The organism is Brevundimonas bacteroides DSM 4726, from assembly GCF_000701445.1.
GTDB lineage: Bacteria > Pseudomonadota > Alphaproteobacteria > Caulobacterales > Caulobacteraceae > Brevundimonas > Brevundimonas bacteroides.
Genome location: NZ_JNIX01000013.1, coordinates 211642 through 227270, shown reverse-complemented (window position 1 = coordinate 227270; position 15629 = coordinate 211642). Strand labels below are relative to the sequence as shown.

The 15629-nt window shown below is 68.7% G+C and carries 13 protein-coding genes; 3 read left to right on the top strand and 10 right to left on the bottom strand.

All coding sequences use genetic code 11. The features are described from left to right. Nucleotides 1-46: 46 nt before the first annotated feature. From Q333_RS0112270 to nhaA, 6 genes are all read right to left on the bottom strand, one after another. The gene (locus tag Q333_RS0112270) at nt 47-2506 is read right to left on the bottom strand and encodes a PhoX family protein (RefSeq protein ID WP_029417327.1); all 2460 of its coding nucleotides are present in this window, start codon (nt 2504-2506) and stop codon (nt 47-49) included. 135 nt (nt 2507-2641) lie between these two features. After that, complete coding sequence (locus Q333_RS0112265; RefSeq protein WP_029417326.1) at nt 2642-3307, bottom strand: cysteate racemase; 666 nt, start codon at nt 3305-3307, stop codon at nt 2642-2644. Beyond that, nucleotides 3304-4305 (bottom strand): D-cysteate sulfo-lyase, encoded by a 1002-nt coding sequence (locus Q333_RS0112260; protein WP_029417324.1) that lies wholly within the window; start codon nt 4303-4305, stop codon nt 3304-3306. Before Q333_RS0112260 ends, Q333_RS0112265 begins: the two co-directional genes overlap by 4 nt. 57 nt (nt 4306-4362) lie before the next feature. After that, nucleotides 4363-4758 (bottom strand): BLUF domain-containing protein, encoded by a 396-nt coding sequence (locus Q333_RS0112255; RefSeq protein WP_035294315.1) that lies wholly within the window; start codon nt 4756-4758, stop codon nt 4363-4365. A 128-nt stretch (nt 4759-4886) separates the two neighbouring features. Continuing rightward, nucleotides 4887-7562 (bottom strand): TonB-dependent receptor, encoded by a 2676-nt coding sequence (locus tag Q333_RS0112250; protein WP_029417320.1) that lies wholly within the window; start codon nt 7560-7562, stop codon nt 4887-4889. 235 nt (nt 7563-7797) lie between these two features. Beyond that, complete coding sequence (nhaA, locus tag Q333_RS0112245; RefSeq protein ID WP_035294313.1) at nt 7798-9009, bottom strand: Na+/H+ antiporter NhaA; 1212 nt, start codon at nt 9007-9009, stop codon at nt 7798-7800. Nucleotides 9010-9220: 211 nt separating this feature from the next. Between nhaA and Q333_RS0112240 the strand changes: the two genes are divergently transcribed. The 3 genes from Q333_RS0112240 (at nt 9221) to Q333_RS0112230 (ending at nt 12357) form a co-directional block, all read left to right on the top strand. Next, complete coding sequence (locus Q333_RS0112240) at nt 9221-10621, top strand: protein adenylyltransferase SelO (RefSeq protein WP_029417316.1); 1401 nt, start codon at nt 9221-9223, stop codon at nt 10619-10621. A 292-nt stretch (nt 10622-10913) separates the two neighbouring features. Then, the gene (locus Q333_RS0112235; protein WP_029417315.1) at nt 10914-11354 is read left to right on the top strand and encodes a DoxX family protein; all 441 of its coding nucleotides are present in this window, start codon (nt 10914-10916) and stop codon (nt 11352-11354) included. Between the two features lie 67 nt (nt 11355-11421). After that, complete coding sequence (locus Q333_RS0112230) at nt 11422-12357, top strand: TraB/GumN family protein (RefSeq protein ID WP_029417314.1); 936 nt, start codon at nt 11422-11424, stop codon at nt 12355-12357. A 4-nt stretch (nt 12358-12361) separates the two neighbouring features. On the opposite strand, the gene tldD is transcribed toward Q333_RS0112230, so the two are convergent. The 4 genes from tldD to Q333_RS0112210 all read right to left on the bottom strand — a co-directional run bounded on the left by tldD (nt 12362) and on the right by Q333_RS0112210 (nt 15579). Next, entirely contained in the window at nt 12362-13792 is a 1431-nt protein-coding gene (tldD, locus tag Q333_RS0112225; RefSeq protein WP_029417313.1) for a metalloprotease TldD, read from the bottom strand. A gap of 61 nt (nt 13793-13853) precedes the next feature. Continuing rightward, nucleotides 13854-14633 (bottom strand): GIN domain-containing protein, encoded by a 780-nt coding sequence (locus Q333_RS0112220; RefSeq protein WP_029417312.1) that lies wholly within the window; start codon nt 14631-14633, stop codon nt 13854-13856. Further along, nucleotides 14630-15223, bottom strand: a complete 594-nt coding sequence (locus Q333_RS0112215; RefSeq protein ID WP_029417311.1) for a DUF1700 domain-containing protein — start codon at nt 15221-15223, stop codon at nt 14630-14632. The genes Q333_RS0112220 and Q333_RS0112215 overlap by 4 nt, the downstream gene beginning before the upstream one ends. Continuing rightward, nucleotides 15220-15579, bottom strand: a complete 360-nt coding sequence (locus Q333_RS0112210; protein WP_029417309.1) for a PadR family transcriptional regulator — start codon at nt 15577-15579, stop codon at nt 15220-15222. Before Q333_RS0112210 ends, Q333_RS0112215 begins: the two co-directional genes overlap by 4 nt. Between the last annotated feature and the right edge of the window lie 50 nt (nt 15580-15629).

Genomic DNA, 15629 nt, shown 5'->3' with positions numbered 1-15629 from the left:
CGCCGTGGCCGACGCGCCCCTCCCCTTCAAATCGTCTGGGGTCGTCTTAGAGACCGACCACGCCGCCGTCGTTCTTGGTGATCACGATGGTCGCCGAACGCGGACGGGCGTTGTTGCCCGGACCCGACTGGCTGGTCGGCCAGTTCGACGAGGGGTTCGCCGTGGGGCCGCCCTCGCCGGGGTGCTGGATGTTGACGAAGATCGTGCGGCCATCCGGGGTGGAGTCGATGCCGGTGATCTCGGCGTTCCGGGGACCGACCAGGAAGCGCTTCAGGTTCAGGCCGGGCGCTCGGCCGACGATGGTCGCCTGCTGGCGGGTCGCGCCGCTCGCGTCGGTGTTGGTGATGGCGCGCGCGCCGCCGTCGCCAACACGGCCCGGCAGGGCCAGCAGCATCTGGTTGTTGGTCTGGTCCGTGAACGACCCGTCATCGGTCTGGATCCACAGCAGCGGGTTGATCTGGCCCGACGGGTTGGACGGGCGAGAGAACCACAGACCGTCCGGGCTGGCGAAGTCGTTGGTCGCGTCCAGCCCCGACAGGTTGATATTGGCCGGGTCCAGGTCCGACCCGGCGCCGAACAGATAGATGTCCCACTGGAAGGTCAGGGCCGTGGCGTTATCGCCTGTCTCGCGCAGACGGATGATGTGGCCGTTCGGGTTGCCGCGTTGGGCCGCGCCCGTCGTGCGGGGGTCGTTGTAGTGGCGCGGGTTGGCCGCGTCGGTGCCGTTCAGAGGCCGCGACGTGGCGTTGCCGTTGGTCAGGGTCAGATAGACCTCGCCGTTGACCGGGTTGACGCCCGCCCACTCCGGACGGTCCATCTTGGTGCCGCCGACCGCGTCGGCCGCCAGACGGGCGTGGATCAGGACGTCGGCCTGGTTGTCGAAGCTGTAGAGGGCGTTTGACGCATTCAGACCGTTCTGGCCGAACACCAGCGGCAGCCACGCGCCCTGGCCCGTCGCATCGAAGCGCGCGACATAGAGGGTGCCGTTGTCCAGATACTTGTCGCCGACAGCGAGGCGATCCGCGCGCTGAGCATCCGCCGGATCCCAGTTGGTCGCCGAGACGAACTTGAAGAAGTACTCGCCGCGCGAGTCGTCGCCCATGTAATAGACCGGCGGACGACCGGCGACGAAGTTCGCCGGCCAGGCGCCTTCGTGCGCCATGCGGCCGAGCGCCGTGCGCTTGCGCGGCGTCGAGGCGGGGTCATAGGGGTCGATCTCGACGATCCAGCCGTACTGGTTGGGTTCATTGCGGAAATCGCCCGTAGCGTCACCCGCCAGGACCGAGGCGTTCCACTTGCGGTACTTGGTCTCGGCCGGATCGGACGAAACGAAGGTGCCCCAGTTCAATCCGGCGACCGGCCCGCCGGCCACGCCGTAGCGGGCGAACGCCTGGCCTTCCTTGGCCGGACGCAAGGCGTTATCGCCCGCCGCCCGGTTGAAATACCCGGCCCAGTTCTCCTCGCACGTCAGGTAGGTGCCCCAGGCTGCATAGCCGTTGGCGCAGTTGTTGACCGTGCCGCGGCCGGCGACGCCGGTGGGAGAGAACAGGGTGCGGACCTTGGCGTCGCCCCGCACGGGGCCGTTCAACTGCATCGGCGTGTTGGGCGTGATGCGGCGGTTGAAGGTCGAGGCCTGGTTGTAGGCCCATGTCCCGGTCGAGGCCCGCGCCACCTCGATGATGCCCACGCCGTGGGCCTCGATCTCGCGATCGACCTCGGCCTGGACGGTGCGGGCGCCGTTGACGACGGTCAGGGTCCCGCCCGCGTGCAGATACTGCTCGGTGACGTTCTCGTGGTTGATGCAGAGGATGCCGCGCGTGTTCGACGTGTCGTCGCGGCCCGTGCCGGCGGCGTTCAGGCCGAAATAATACATGCCGTCGTGGTGGTCGCCGGCGCGCTGAGCGAAGTTGGTGTCATTGCCCTGATTGCCAAAGGCCGGCACGCCCGGGGCGATCGGATCGCCCAGGGCATAGAGGACGCTGATCGAATAGCCTTCCGGCACGGTCACCACATCGTTCAACAGTTTAGGCAGGGCCGCGAAGCCGAGCGTCGCCGGATTGACTGTCACCGTCGTGTTGGCGGTGGCGACCGTGTTGTTCGAACCCGGAGCATTGAATGCGAAGACCAGCTGGGTCGGAGCCGACACGGCCGGGGCGATGAAGCTGGCGTTGTTGGAGTTGGCGTTGGTCAGGACCACGGTCGGCCCCGAGACCTGTGTCCACAGCACGCCCGTGGCGTTGGTCGCCGTGCCCATCAGGGTCACGTTCTTGCCGGTGCTCGTCGTAGCCGCGGCACCCGCCGAAACCGAGGCGTTCGACTGCGTCTGGCCACCATCGTCGCTGTCACAGGCCGACAGACCGAACAGGCCGGCCACCGCGACCATGCCGCCCAGCACCTGACGCCGCGAGTTGCGCGCCGAGATGATGTCGTCGATGTGCGGATTGGACGAGAAGTTGACGCAGACGTCGCCGTCGTCGTGCGTTCCGGCGCGTTTCAGTTCGGTCATGGCAGCCTCCCCCAGGGTTCAGGAGGACACCGGTATCGCGAGTTCTTGAGGGGGACGTGTCGGCCGCTTTACCGTTTGACGGCGAGCACAAGACCGTTCGAACACAGCTGTTCCGGACAGGAACGGTCTGTCACGTCAGGCCCGGCAGACCTCGACGCAGGCCCGCGCCAGAACCTCGGCGGAATCGACAAGGGGAACAGGGACATCGGACGCGTCGAGCAGCAGGGGAACCTCCGTACACCCCGCAATGACCGCATCCGCGCCCGCTGCGTTCAGCGTTTCGGCCAGCCGCCGCATTTCCGCCCGTCTTTCTGGCCGGACGTCGCCCCGCTTCACCGCATAGATGCAGGCCATGAAGGCGTCGCGGTCCTCGCCGCCGAGCACGACCGCCCGCAAGCCTTCCGCTCCGAGCGCGGCGCGATAGAGCGCCTCCCCACCCGGCGTGGCCAGGATGCCGATGGCCCCGGCGTCATGGGCCTTCGCCGCGGCCACCGTCTCGGCGATCATGTCAATGAAAGGCAGGCCCGCGGCCATAATCCCCGCCTTCTGGGCGTGAGCGGTGTTGCACGGCATGGCCAGGACTTCGGCCCCCGCCGCCTTCAACCGCGTCGCCATGGCCGCCAGTTCGGCTTCGGCCTCGCCCGGCCGGGTGTTCCGGTCCGGGACCTGGGGGTTCATGTCCATGACCACCCGGATGTGGTCGGCGTCGCCCTGAGCCGGGGTCAGGGTTTGCACCCGCGCCAGGAACGCCACCGTCGCCGCCGGCCCCATGCCGCCGAGCACGCCCAGCACCTTCGTCATGCGAACATCGGCTCCAGTTCGCCCTGATAGCCGAAGATGCCCTGCGCCCCGCCGGTGTGCAGGAACACAACCCGCTCGCCCTCAAACCGCCCAGTCTTGGCGAGCGCGATCAGGCCTTTCATCGCCTTGGCAGAATAGACGGGGTCCAGCACGATGCCGTCCGTCCGCGCCGCCAACATCAGGGCGTCGGCCACCCCCTGGTCGATCAGGCCATAGCCCGCCCCCACATAGTCGCAGTCGGCGACCACCATGTCCGCCGTCACGCAGCCCGGCCGGCCGAGCAGCGCCGCCGTTTCCTCGGCCAGCTTCAGGACGTTGGCCTCCTGCTTCTCCTTGGGCGCCCGCACGCCGATGCCGAGCACCGGAATGTCCGCCCCCATCACCGCCAGCCCGGCGACCAGCCCCGCGTGGGTGCCCGCGCTGCCCGTCGCCGTGACGATCCGGTCGACCTTCAGATCCAGCTCGTCGGCCTGCACTACGATCTCGCGCGCGCAGTCGACATAGCCCAGAGCGCCGACCGGGTTGGAGCCGCCGCCCGGGATGACATAAGGCCGTCCGCCGCGGGCCCGCACCTCGGCCGCTGTCTTTTCCAGCTCCGCAGGCATGTCCGAACCGCCCGGAACGGAACGCACGCCCGCCCCGAACAGCCGGTCCAGCAGGACGTTGCCGTTTCGGGTGTAGTCGACGGCCCTGGACCCCGTGCGCTCCTCCAGGATCACCTCGCACTTCAGGCCACGAGCGGAGGCGGCCGCCGCAGTCTGGCGGACGTGATTGGACTGGACCGCGCCCTGGGTCACCAGGGTGTCGGCGTCCTGTTCGAAGGCCTCGCCCAGCAGGAACTCAAGCTTGCGCGTCTTGTTGCCCCCGCCCGCCAGGCCCGTGCAGTCGTCGCGCTTGATCCAGAGATCGACCCCCAGCGTCTCCGATAGCCGGGGCAAGGGCTCCAGCGGCGTCGGCAGGTGCGCGAGGCGGACGCGGGGAAAGCGGGCGAGGTGCATGGTCGGGCCTTTCGTTCGCCCGCTCCTAACACCCGGACCGGGCATGCGCGAGACGGCTCAGGCGGCCGCGGCCCGAAGCGCCTCGATGGTCTCCTGGGGGCAGGCGTCCAGCCCATCGATCACCCGGTCCAGCAGCGGCGCGACGGCCGGCGTGACCTTGGCGCTGGCCATCGACCAGTCTTCGAAGCTGCGGCGCTCGACCGACGCCCTTTCCAGCACCCGGATGTCCCGATGGCGGGGATCGCGCTCCAGACGCTCCAGCAGTCCGTCGATCGCGTCCTTGGGGCCTTCGATAACCTGGATGAAGCGCCCGCGGTGCGCCGCCAGAGCGCCGGTCAGGTCGCGCTGGGCGTTGTTGCGCTGGGATTCGCCCAGGATGGTGGCCACGCCGAGAAGGCTGTCGGTCGTGCCCGTGGCGGTGCTCGCATAGAGCACGCGATGAAGTCGGGCCATGCGCCCTCCGATACGCTTACTGATGCTCGCAAGGGCGGGTGCTTCGACCCCTGTGTCAATCGAGCCGCCAAACGAAAACCGGCCGGGGTCGCCCCCGGCCGGTTCCTCGTTTCGACGGCGGCCTGGTCCTAGTAGCGGACGCGCAGCGTCAGGCCGTAGGTGCGCGGGGCGCCCAGGAAGGCGTTGATCGTCTGGCTGTCGGTCGCCGGGTTGTAGAAGGTGCCGTTGGCCTGCGGGGTCGTGGTGTTGGGGAAGGCGTTGCCCTGCAGGAAGGCGTTGTAGGCGACCTGGACGTATTCCTCGTCCGTCAGGTTCTGGGCCCAGGCTTCCAGGGTCCAGCGGTCATCCTCGGCGCCGATCGATACGCGGCCGTTCAGCACGCCGAAGCCGTCCTGGGCCTTGAAGGGCAGCAGGTCGGAGCCGGTGTTGTACTCGGTCTGGTACTTGCCCGACAGACTGAAGCCGAGCTCCAGGCCGTTGCCGATCGGACGGTCGAAGTTGATCGACCCGACATAGGACCATTCCGGCGCGAACGAGGGGCGCGCACCCGGCAGCAGCGACAGCTGCGGGAAGCTTCCGGGGTTGACCAACTGGGCGGCCGTAAAGCGGCTGTACTGGGCGTCGGTGTAGGTGATGCCGCCCGAGAGGCTCAGCCCCTCGATCGGGGTGAACCACAGGAAGTCGGCATCGACGCCGCGCGACGTCAGCTCAGGGATCGATTCGACCACGAAGGCCGTGCCGAGGAAGGTGTTGAGCTGGAAGTCGGTGAAGGTCTGGTCGAAGTAGGTCGCGTTCAGCAGCATGGTGCGGTTGAACAGCGTGGTCTTGATGCCGAGCTCATAGCTGTCGACCTCCTCCGACGGGAAGAACAGCGAGGCGTTCGGCGTCGGCGGAACCGTGCCCTGGACGCGGTCCTGGTTGAACCCGAAAGCCTTGTAGCCCCGGGCATAGGAACCATAGACCAGCACCGAGTCGTTCAGGCGGTAGGACGCCTTGACCGTGCCCGAGAAGTTGGTGTCGTCGACGGTTTCCGACACCGCGCGGTTGGCGAAGAAGGGGTTGGTCCAAGGCAGGCATAGACGGGCGACGATGCCGCCGGCCGCTGCCTGGCCCGAGGCGCCGCCGCCCAGGCCCGCCGTGATTGCGGGGAAATTGGCCAGGCCCGCCCCGCAGGTCGCCGAGGACGTGCCGACGTTCTGCTGGGTGCCGGTCAGTTCCTTCTCGTCCCAAGTCCAGCGCAGGCCCACGGTGATGTCGAACTGATCGGTGACGCTGAAGGTGTTGTTGGTGAAGATGGCGAAGGAGTCCGACCGCTGTGAGTAGCGGTCTTCCAGCGACTGGCCGACGGTGAAGGCTGGTCCGCTGCCCACGGCGGTCGGCACGTTGACCAGCGCGCCGCCGGGGCCGACCGGCAGGTTGCCGGTGCCGCCGCTGGCCAGGCACTGCTGCAGGCCCGCCGCCGTTTGGGCCGTGCGTGTGAAGCAGCCGATGCTGGTCGGGCTGATCTGGAAGGACGGAACAGATGCATTCAGGCTGGCGGTCAGGGCCAGCGACAGCAGCGGGGCATAGTCGGCACCGAGGTAGAAGCTGTCGTTGCGGTCGACGTTCTCGCGCGTAGCGAACACGCCGACCAGCCAGTCAAGGCGATCCGTAGCCCCGGCCAGACGCACTTCCTGGGTGATGCTGTCGATGGCCGAGCCGAAATCGCCGTCCGGCAGACGATAGGCCACGTCGGCGCCCGAGAAGTCGGCGTCCTGGCCGTTGACGGTCTCCCAGTCGCGCCACGAGGTGATGGTGGTCAGGGTCGAGCCGCCGAAGGCCGACAGGTCGATGTTGCCTTCCAGCGACAGGCCCATGTCGGTGATCGACTGGTCGGTCGAGCGGTTGGCGAAGGCCGTCCGCGAGAAGGGCAGCTCGCCGAAGCCCGCCGCGGGCGGACGCTGGCCCGTGCCGTTCGACAACAGGTCGACGAAGGGATAGGTCGAGCCGACGCGCACGTTCACGCCCGTGCAGCAGTATTCGTCGCGCTGCGAATAGTCTGCAATGAACCGGAACGAGGCGTTGTCCGACGGCAGCCACAGCAGCTGGCCGCGCACGGTGTAGAAGTTCTGGTTGTTGTCGTCGGTCTCGGTGCGCGGGCCGTCGCCGGTGTCGACGTCATAGAAGCCTTCGCGGCCTCGGGTCGCGCCGTACAGGCGGAAGGCCAGGGTGTCGCTGATCGGCCCGGTGACAGAGGCGGCCACGCCGTAGTGGGTGTAGTTGCCGAGCGTGACCTCGCCGTTGAACTCGGGCTCGAACTCCGGGCGGGCGGTCAGAATGTTGATGACGCCGGCCGAGGTGTTCTTGCCGAACAGGGTGCCCTGCGGGCCCTTCAAGACCTCGATGCGTTCCAGTTCGCCCAGGTCGCCGAAGCCGACCGAGTTGCGCGAGCGATAGACGCCGTCGATCACCACGCCCACCGAGCTCTCCAGGCCGGGGTTGTCGCCGACGGTGCCGACGCCGCGAATGCGGGCGGTGGTCGAGGCTTCGGTCGAGGTCGAGGTGACGGTCAGGCCGGGCGTCAGGATCTGCAGGTCCTTGATGTCGCGCACGCCGGCGTCTTCCAGCGCCTCGGACGACAGGCTGGTGACCACGATCGGCACGTCCTGAAGGCTCTGCTCGCGCTTCTGGGCGGTGACGATGATGTCGTCGACGGTGGCGGCCTGATCGCCGTCCTGGGCCTGGGCGGCCCCACCGAAGCCGAAGGCGACGGCGGCGACCGCACCGGCCGAAGCGGTGGTGCGAAGAAGATTGACAAGACGCATGGACGGCTCCCGGCTCATGGCCGGACCTGCCCTTCCGGGGCGGGTCGCGGCGTTTCCTGATTCCCAGACCCGCGCCCTTCTTGCGGAGCGACGGATTCTCGAAGGATTGGCGTAGTCCAAGCCGGGGCGGGCGACAAGAAGCCGCTGCCGTTCACGCCATGTTTCAGCCCCGCCACGGCACCTTGTGTGACGCAAAAGCGACAAAGACCATTGACGCAAGGTCAATATTCGCCGGTCAGGCGACAGTATTCGCGCTCGGGACCGCCTTGCTGGCCCGTCTGCGGCCCGCCGCGATCGACAGGACAACAGCCCCGAGCGTCGCCGACAGCACAGAGCCCAGGATGACGCCTAGCTTGACCTCCACCTGGGCCGGGGAGTCGATAGGACCGGGGAAGGCGAGCGCGCCGATGAACAGGCTCATTGTGAACCCCACGCCGCACAGCAGGCTGACGCCATAGACCTGAAGCCAGGTCGCCTGGCTCGGCTTGGCACCCAAGCGAAGCCGCGATGTCAGCCAGGCCGCGCCGAAGACGCCGATCTGCTTGCCCAGGAACAATCCCGCCGCGATGCCGAGCACCAGCGGCGCAAACAGCTGGTCCATCGACAGTCCCGCGAACGACACGCCCGCCTTGGCGAAGGCAAACAGCGGCAGGATCAGATAGGCCACATAGGGGTGCAGGTCGTGCATGGCCTCCTTGAGCGGGCTCTCTCCGTCGTCGGCGCGGGGCGATACCGGCACGACTGCCGCGAACGCCACGGCAGCCAGTGAGGTCGACAGCCCCGCCTGGACGCTCAGCCACCAGACCACCGCGAAGGCCATGACCCACAGCGGCGCGGCGATCCGCCGACGCGACGCGACAGCGAGGACCGCCAGCAGCCCCCCGGCCCAGGCCAGCGGCTGCCAGTCCACGCCAGAGCTGAACAGGACCGCGATCAGGGCGATCGCCCCCAGATCGTCGACGATGGCCAGCGTCAGCAGGAAGACTCGCAGCGACGACGGCAGGCCCCGCCCCACCAGGGCGAAGACGGCCAGCGCGAAGGCGATATCGGTGGCCAGCGGGATCGGCCACCCCGCCTGGGGCCCGCCCATCGTCTCGCTGAACAGAAGATAGACCCCCGCCGGAGCCAGCATGCCGCCCAATGCCGCGATCACCGGCGTGGCCAGCTTCTTCGGGTCGCTCAGCTCCCCGCGCCGGATCTCGTATTTGATCTCCAGGCCGACGACGAGGAAGAAGATGGCCATCAGGCCTTCCTTGATCCACTCCGAGACCGACAGGGTCAGACTGAGCGGCCCGGCCTGAAACAGGTGCTCGTTCTTCAGCCAGTAGAAATAGGCGTCTGACAGCGGCGAGTTGGCCACCACAAGGGCGGCGATCGCCGCCAGGCCCAGAAAGGCGCCCGAGGCGGCTTCGGTCTTGAGAAAATCGAGCGTCAGTCTGCGCGCCACGGCGGGCCTCCTTGTCGGTGGGGGTCTACGTCGTGGCACCCGGTTATCGACGGGCACCGGGACCGGGTTCGCCAGACTGTACGTGGCGCCGGCCTGACAGGGCTTGGCCCTGCCTGATCTCTGCCTGTGACAATAGCCATTCAGGTCGGCGGTTCAACCGTCGGCCGCCGTTGCGGTTGCTTATTCCGGCCCGAGCCCGCATCTGCCGCGGATGCCCGTCAGCGCCGCCTACCACCCAGAGCCTGCCTTCTTTGACCTGGGCCCCGAGTTCGGCGACGCGGTCCGGTCCGCCGTCTTCCCGGAGCACCGACTGCGGTTCCGCAACGATCGCGCCGCCGCCGACGTAGGCCTCGCCGACCTGAACGGCGACGAATGGATCGCCCATTTCGGCCGCTTCGAGCCCCTGCCCTGCCAGCCCGGCCCGATCGCCATGCGCTATCACGGCCACCAGTTCCGGACCTACAATCCCGACCTCGGCGACGGGCGGGGGTTCCTTGCGGCGCAGATGCGAGACGCCTCGGGACGGCTGCTGGATCTAGGCACGAAGGGTTCTGGCCAGACGCCCTGGTCGCGCGCGGGCGACGGCCGGCTGACGCTCAAGGGCGGGGTACGCGAAGTGTTGGCCGCGGCCCTGCTCGAGGCGCGCGGCGTCCCGACCAGTCGCGCCCTCACCCTGATCGAGACCGGCGAGGCGCTGGAGCGCGGCGACGAGCCCAGCCCGACGCGCTCCGCCGTCCTGGTCCGGCTCCAGCACAGCCACATCCGCTTCGGCACCTTCCAGCGCGCCGCCTTCTTCGGCCGCGCCGACCAGATCGAGACCCTGGTCGAGCATGTCCGCGCCCTCTACCACCCGACCGTGGCCGCCGGAGACGCGCCGGGCCTGCTCTGGGCCATCGTCGCGGCATCGGCCCGCCTGACCGCCCGCTGGATCGCGGCGGGCTTCGTCCACGGGGTGCTGAACACCGACAATCTGAACGTCACGGGCGAGAGCTTCGACTACGGCCCCTGGCGCTTTCTGCCGTTCTACGACCCCGGTTTCACGGCCGCCTATTTCGACCACTCCGGCCTCTACGCGTTCGCCCGCCAGCCCGAGGCCGTGTTCTGGAACCTGACCCAGCTGGCCGGCTGCCTGAAGCTGGTGGCCGACGCCGAACCTTTGACCCAGGCGCTGAACGGCTTCGGCCCCGCCTACATCGCCGAACTGCGCGCCGCCTTCCTGGACCGCCTGGGTGTGAAGAGCCTGGGCGAGGCCGCCGACCAGCGCCTGCTCGACACCGCTCTGGCCCTGCTCCGCGAAGGCGGCGAGGCGTTGGGCTGGGAGCCCCTGTTCCACGACTGGTTCACGGGCTTCTCCTCTTCGGCCCGCGCGCTGGCCGGCCCGCGCGGCAAGCTCTATCAGGGGGAGGCCTTCGACGCCTTCCGCTTCGCCCTTTTTGAGCACGAACCCGACCGCCCCGAACGGCTGGAACACCCCGTCTTCTCGGGCTCGCCCGAGGACCTCCTGATCGACGAGGTCGAGGCGATCTGGGCCGGGATCGACAAGGACGACGACTGGAGCCTGTTTGAGGCCAAGCTGGCGCGGATAGAGGTCTTGCGACAGGCTCACGCCTGACCTGTCGTTTTCTTCGGTCGTCGCGCGTCTCTCCATCGACGTCCACACGCCCGGATTACGAGATCGTATGCATACCGCCACGCTTCAGCCCCGTAGCTGCTTCAGAGCGCCGCTGACGGCCGGACGCGGCCGCGAAACACGAAGTCATCCACTGATGTCATCAATTGATGTCTACGGCTGATGACATCGTGGCGAAACTCTGCCATACCTCTTGAAACGACGGTCGCTCGATCTGATCTAGCGACTGTTACAAAAACAAAGGCCCTCCCCGGCCGCACTCACGATCGTTGCCATGTCGACCACCCTGTCGCCCCAGTCCCGTCCTGCGCTCAGCCCCGCCCAGCTGCGTCTGCGCGCCGAGTATCGCAACCTCGCGCTCTGGACCCTCCAGGGCTGGGCGGCGATGTTCTTCCTCGCCGCTGGCTACGCCAAGATCAGCGAGCCGATGGACAATCTGGTCGCCCTGATGACCTGGCCCGCCTACGTCAGCGAAAGCCTGGTGCGCGGCCTCGGCATCGTCGAGATCGTGCTGGCGCTCGGCCTGATCGCGCCGCTGGCGTCGTGGAAACTCGGCCGCTGGCCGCTGCTCGTCTCGGCCGCCGGTCTAATCGTGCTGGAGACGGCGATGATGGCGATTCACGCGATCCAGCTGGATGCCGGTCTGGCGCTGACCAATCTGGCGCTGCTGGCCATCACGGTGCCGGTGCTGCTGGGCCGTCGCGCGCCGCGCTGATGGATAAGGCCACGCTTCGGCCACACGGAGCCTGACACTTTCGGCCGTTCCCCGATCGAGGCGTCCCATGCTGCGTGTCCTTCTCGCATCTCTTGCCCTTCTCGCCGCCACGCCGGTCATGGCGCAGGAGCTGGAGGCCGACCGCGTCGAGGACATCATCGTCATCGCCCGGCGCAGCGATGTGCCGGTCTGGGAGGTGTCGAAAGGCGACCGCTCCCTGATCCTCGTCGGCAACATCCGGGGCGTGCCGAGGGACCTCGAATGGAGCCCGGCCGGTCTCGAGGAGGCGACGGCGCGGGCCGATCGCGTGCTCTACCCGCCGGTTGGCCGCGTCTCTGTCAGCGACATCTTCCGGCTGATCTGGCGAGGCCGGACGGTGACGCAGCTGCCGGAGGGCAAGACCAGTGCGGACTATCTCGACCCCGCCGTTCAGGCGCGGCTGGAAGCCGTCATGGCCGATGAACGGGGCGACGACTGGCGCACCCGCAGCTTCTTCCTCCTGGGCATCGACCTGATGAGCGACCATGCCGGGTTCGAGCGGCGCAGCGGCCGCGACGCGGAGGACGCCGTCCGTGACGCCGCCCGCCGGGCGCGGATCGAGGGCCGGTTTGTCGGCTTCGTCCGCGGCGACGAGATCGTCGACAACCTGATCACCCAGCCGCCCGAGGTCTATCGCCCCTGCATCGGCGCTGCCGTGACGGCCGCGGAGGCCGGGCCGGGCAACTTTGCGGAGCGCGCGGACGGCTGGCGCGCCCGTCGGGTGCCGGAGGTCTTGGCCAATCCGCTCGACATCGCGCTGGGCCAGTGCTGGCCATGGGGCGATCCGGAGATCGGGCCCCAGCTCCGCGGCCAGTGGCTGACGGCCCTGTCGCAGGCCGTAGAGACGCCCGGCGTCACCCTGGCAGTCGCGCCGCTGCGGCTGCTCGCCGAGCCGGGCGGGGTGCTCGACGGTCTGGAGGCCGACGGCTTCGACATCGTCGGGCCGGAGTGGCGGGCGGAGTGATCCGCTAGACCGCCGTCCCGCCGACCGTCAGCCCGCCCATCTTCAGCGACGGCTGGCCGATGCCGACCGGCACGCCCTGACCGGCCTTGCCGCAGACCCCGACGCCGGGGTCGAATTCGAAGTCGTTTCCGACCATCTCGATCTTGGTGAGCGCCGTCGCCCCGTCGCCGATCAGGGTGGCGCCGCGCACAGGCGCGGTGACCTTGCCGTCCTCGATCAGATAGGCCTCGGTGCACTGGAAGACGAACTTGCCGTTGGCGATGTCGACCTGGCCGCCGCCGAAGTTGGCGGCATAGAGCCCCCGCTTGGTCGAGGCGATCATGTCGGCGCGCGAGGCGTCGCCGTTCTCCATGAAGGTGTTGGTCATGCGCGGCATGGGCATGTGCGCGAAGGACTGGCGCCGTCCGTTGCCGGTCGCCGAGACGCCCATCTGGCGCGCGCTGAGGCGATCGTGCATCAGGCCGACCATGATGCCGTCCTCGATCAGGACGGTGCGCGAGGTGGGCGTGCCCTCGTCGTCCACCGTCAGCGATCCGCGCCGCCCGGCGATGGAGCCGTCGTCGACCACGGTGACGCCGGGCGCGGCGACGCGCTTGCCCATCATGCCGGTGAAGACCGAGGAGCCCTTGCGATGGAAGTCGCCCTCGAAGCCGTGGCCGATGGCCTCGTGCAGGAGGACGCCGGGCCAGCCGGCCGCCAGCACCACGTCCATCTCTCCGGCGGGACAGTCGACGGCGTCGAGATTGACCACGGCCTGGCGGATCGCCTCGTCCACCTGGGCCTGCCAGCGGGCGGGCTGAATCCAGGTCTCGAAGCCCGCGCGGCCGCCCGCGCCCGTTGAGGCGCTCTCGCGGCGGCCGTCCTTCTCGACGGTGACGGAGATGTTGAGGCGAACCAGAGGGCGCACATCGCGGACGGTCAGGGCGTCGGCGCGCAGGATCTCGACGGCGCGGCGCTCGCCGACCAGGGTCGCCGACACCTGCACCACGCGCGGATCGCGGGCCCGCGCCCAGGCGTCGATCTCCTGCAGCAGGGCGATCTTGTCCGAGAACGCCGGCGAAGCCAGCGGATCGACGGGCTCATAGAGCCGTTGGTTGGTCGAGCGCGGCCCTTCCGCCGTGACTCCCGCATGGCCGGTCTTGGCCAGAGCGGCGGCGTCGGCGGCGCGGCGCAGCGCAGCGGCGCTGATCTCGTTGGCGTGGGCGTAGCCGGCGGTCTCCCCGGCGACGACGCGCAGGCCGAAACCCTCGGTGGCGTCATAGGCGGCGGACTTCAGCCGACCGTCGTCGAAGACGAGGGATTCTAGTTCGGAGCGTTCCAGGAACAGCTCGCCGTCGTCGGCTCCGGACAGCGCGGTCTGGAGGATGGAGAGGGCTTCGTCGGGGTCGACGCCCGAAGTTTCGAGCAGCGGCGGCGGAGGGATGTGGACGGTCATGGCAAAAAGATAGGGAGGGGAAGCGCGGTTGTCTTCACCCTCCCTTCGATATGCGCCGGGCTTATCCCCGAACGTCGATGTCGCCCGAGCCATTGACGTTCTGGTTCAACGTCGTCGGGCGCTGCAGCAGCTCCACGTCGCCAGAACCCGAGATGGTGATGTCGGCGCGGCCCGTGGGACGCAGGGACGTCTCGCCCGAGCCGGCGATCGCCACATTGGCGTCGGTCAGCTCCAGCCGGGACAGGTCGACCTCGCCCGAGCCGGAGATGTCCAGTTCCAGCGTCCGCGCCCGGCCGTCGGCCTCGATCTCGCCCGAGCCCGAGACGTCGATGGACAGGGCGTCCTGGTCGTAGTCGCGGATCTTCAGGTCCGAGGAGCCTTCGAGGTCGAACGTCGTCACCGACGGCGCCGTCACGGTGATCCGGATGCGCTCGGAATCCGAGTAGCCGTCCAGACCGTGGCCATTCCAGCGCAGGGTGACGCGCTCGGGACCGTCCTCCATCCAGAGGCGCGAGCCCTGGACGCGGATGCGCTCGATGACCGTTTCCGGGCCGGTGATGACGACGGTGGTTTCGTCGCCCTGGACGTAGGTCACGTCGGCCGACAGGTCGAGCTCCAGACGCTCGCCGCCCTCGAAGGCGACCGAGCGGGTGACGTCGGGGCCCAGGTCTTCGGCCTTGCCGGCGCGCTGGATGCGGCCGTTGCCCCATTCGTCCTCGGTGAACGTCCAGGACCAGCCGTTGGCGGCGAGATCGCGGCTGCCGAGCGCGGCGGCCCCGCCGATGGTGGCGATGGACAGGACCAGGGCGGCGCCTGCGATGATGAAGAGGGTGCGGATCATGCGACGGCTCCCGAGGTCGTGCTGTTGTTGGAGTTTTCGAGCGCCGGCTTCAGCAGCCGGTAGTGCAGGCGGGCGAACCAGACGAGACCGTTGACCAGCCAGATGCTGACGATGGCCAGGAGAGCCCCGATCACGGTCGCCGCCGCCATGAGGCCCAGGCCGAACAGGATAGCCGCCAAGGGCCCGCCCGGAGGCGCCGCGAAGGGTCCGGCGACCATGACCGCACCACCCGAGAAGAACAGGGCGATGGCGGCGATGAAGAAGCCGAAGATGGTCCCGATCACGCCCATCAGGATGGGCAGCAGGATCAGGATGTCGATGGCCCCCAGCCCCAGCACCGCGAAGACGGCGGCGGCGGCGGCGGACGGGTTCTTCTCCTGATGCCAGCGCTGGGCCCCGGCCTCGGCGCGCAGCTCGCGGGCCAGGCGGTCGGGATCGCCGAGCGCGGCCGCGACCTCGGCCTCGGACCGGCCGGCGGCGATGCCGTCGTCGAAGTGGGTCTCGTAGTCCGCCGCGATCTCGGCGGCGGTCGTCGTCGGCAGGCCGACGAGGCCGGCGCGCAGCCGACGAAGGAATTCCTGGCGGGTCATGCGGGCTCCCCCTGAGCTTGAGTCTGGGCCTCGGCGGTCGGCGTCACGATGGCGTCGACGGCGCGGGCGAAGTGGGTCCATTCGGCTGACTGGGCGGCGAGCGCCTGGCGACCGGCCTCGCTGAGGCGGTAGTATTTGCGAGAGGGACCCGAGCTGGACTCGACCAGATAGGTCTCGACCAGACCGTCGGACTGCATGCGGCGCATCAGCGGGTAGATCGTGCCCTCGCCCATGTCGATGGCGTCGGACAGCCGGCTGGCGATCTCGTAGGCGTAGCTGTCGTTGCGGGCGAGCAATGCGAGGACGCACAGCGTCAGCACCCCCTTCTTCAGCTGGATTTCTATGGTTTCGGGCATGCCGATCACCTCCTTGACAAGCCAACACCTATCGCAAGGTATCTGGTGTC

Excerpts from the sequence above, each read along its gene's own strand:
- Q333_RS0112210 (WP_029417309.1), bottom strand. The coding sequence starts at position 15,579 with ATGCCCGAAACCATAGAAATCCAGCTGAAGAAGGGGGTGCTGACGCTG.
- Q333_RS0112235 (WP_029417315.1), top strand. The coding sequence starts at position 10,914 with ATGTCGACCACCCTGTCGCCCCAGTCCCGTCCTGCGCTCAGCCCCGCC.
- Q333_RS0112240 (WP_029417316.1), top strand. The coding sequence starts at position 9,221 with ATGCCCGTCAGCGCCGCCTACCACCCAGAGCCTGCCTTCTTTGACCTG.
- Q333_RS0112255 (WP_035294315.1), bottom strand. The coding sequence starts at position 4,758 with ATGGCCCGACTTCATCGCGTGCTCTATGCGAGCACCGCCACGGGCACG.
- tldD (WP_029417313.1), bottom strand. The coding sequence starts at position 13,792 with ATGACCGTCCACATCCCTCCGCCGCCGCTGCTCGAAACTTCGGGCGTC.
- Q333_RS0112265 (WP_029417326.1), bottom strand. The coding sequence starts at position 3,307 with ATGACGAAGGTGCTGGGCGTGCTCGGCGGCATGGGGCCGGCGGCGACG.
- Q333_RS0112260 (WP_029417324.1), bottom strand. The coding sequence starts at position 4,305 with ATGCACCTCGCCCGCTTTCCCCGCGTCCGCCTCGCGCACCTGCCGACG.
- Q333_RS0112215 (WP_029417311.1), bottom strand. The coding sequence starts at position 15,223 with ATGACCCGCCAGGAATTCCTTCGTCGGCTGCGCGCCGGCCTCGTCGGC.
- Q333_RS0112230 (WP_029417314.1), top strand. The coding sequence starts at position 11,422 with ATGCTGCGTGTCCTTCTCGCATCTCTTGCCCTTCTCGCCGCCACGCCG.
- Q333_RS0112220 (WP_029417312.1), bottom strand. The coding sequence starts at position 14,633 with ATGATCCGCACCCTCTTCATCATCGCAGGCGCCGCCCTGGTCCTGTCC.
- Q333_RS0112250 (WP_029417320.1), bottom strand. The coding sequence starts at position 7,562 with ATGCGTCTTGTCAATCTTCTTCGCACCACCGCTTCGGCCGGTGCGGTC.
- Q333_RS0112270 (WP_029417327.1), bottom strand. The coding sequence starts at position 2,506 with ATGACCGAACTGAAACGCGCCGGAACGCACGACGACGGCGACGTCTGC.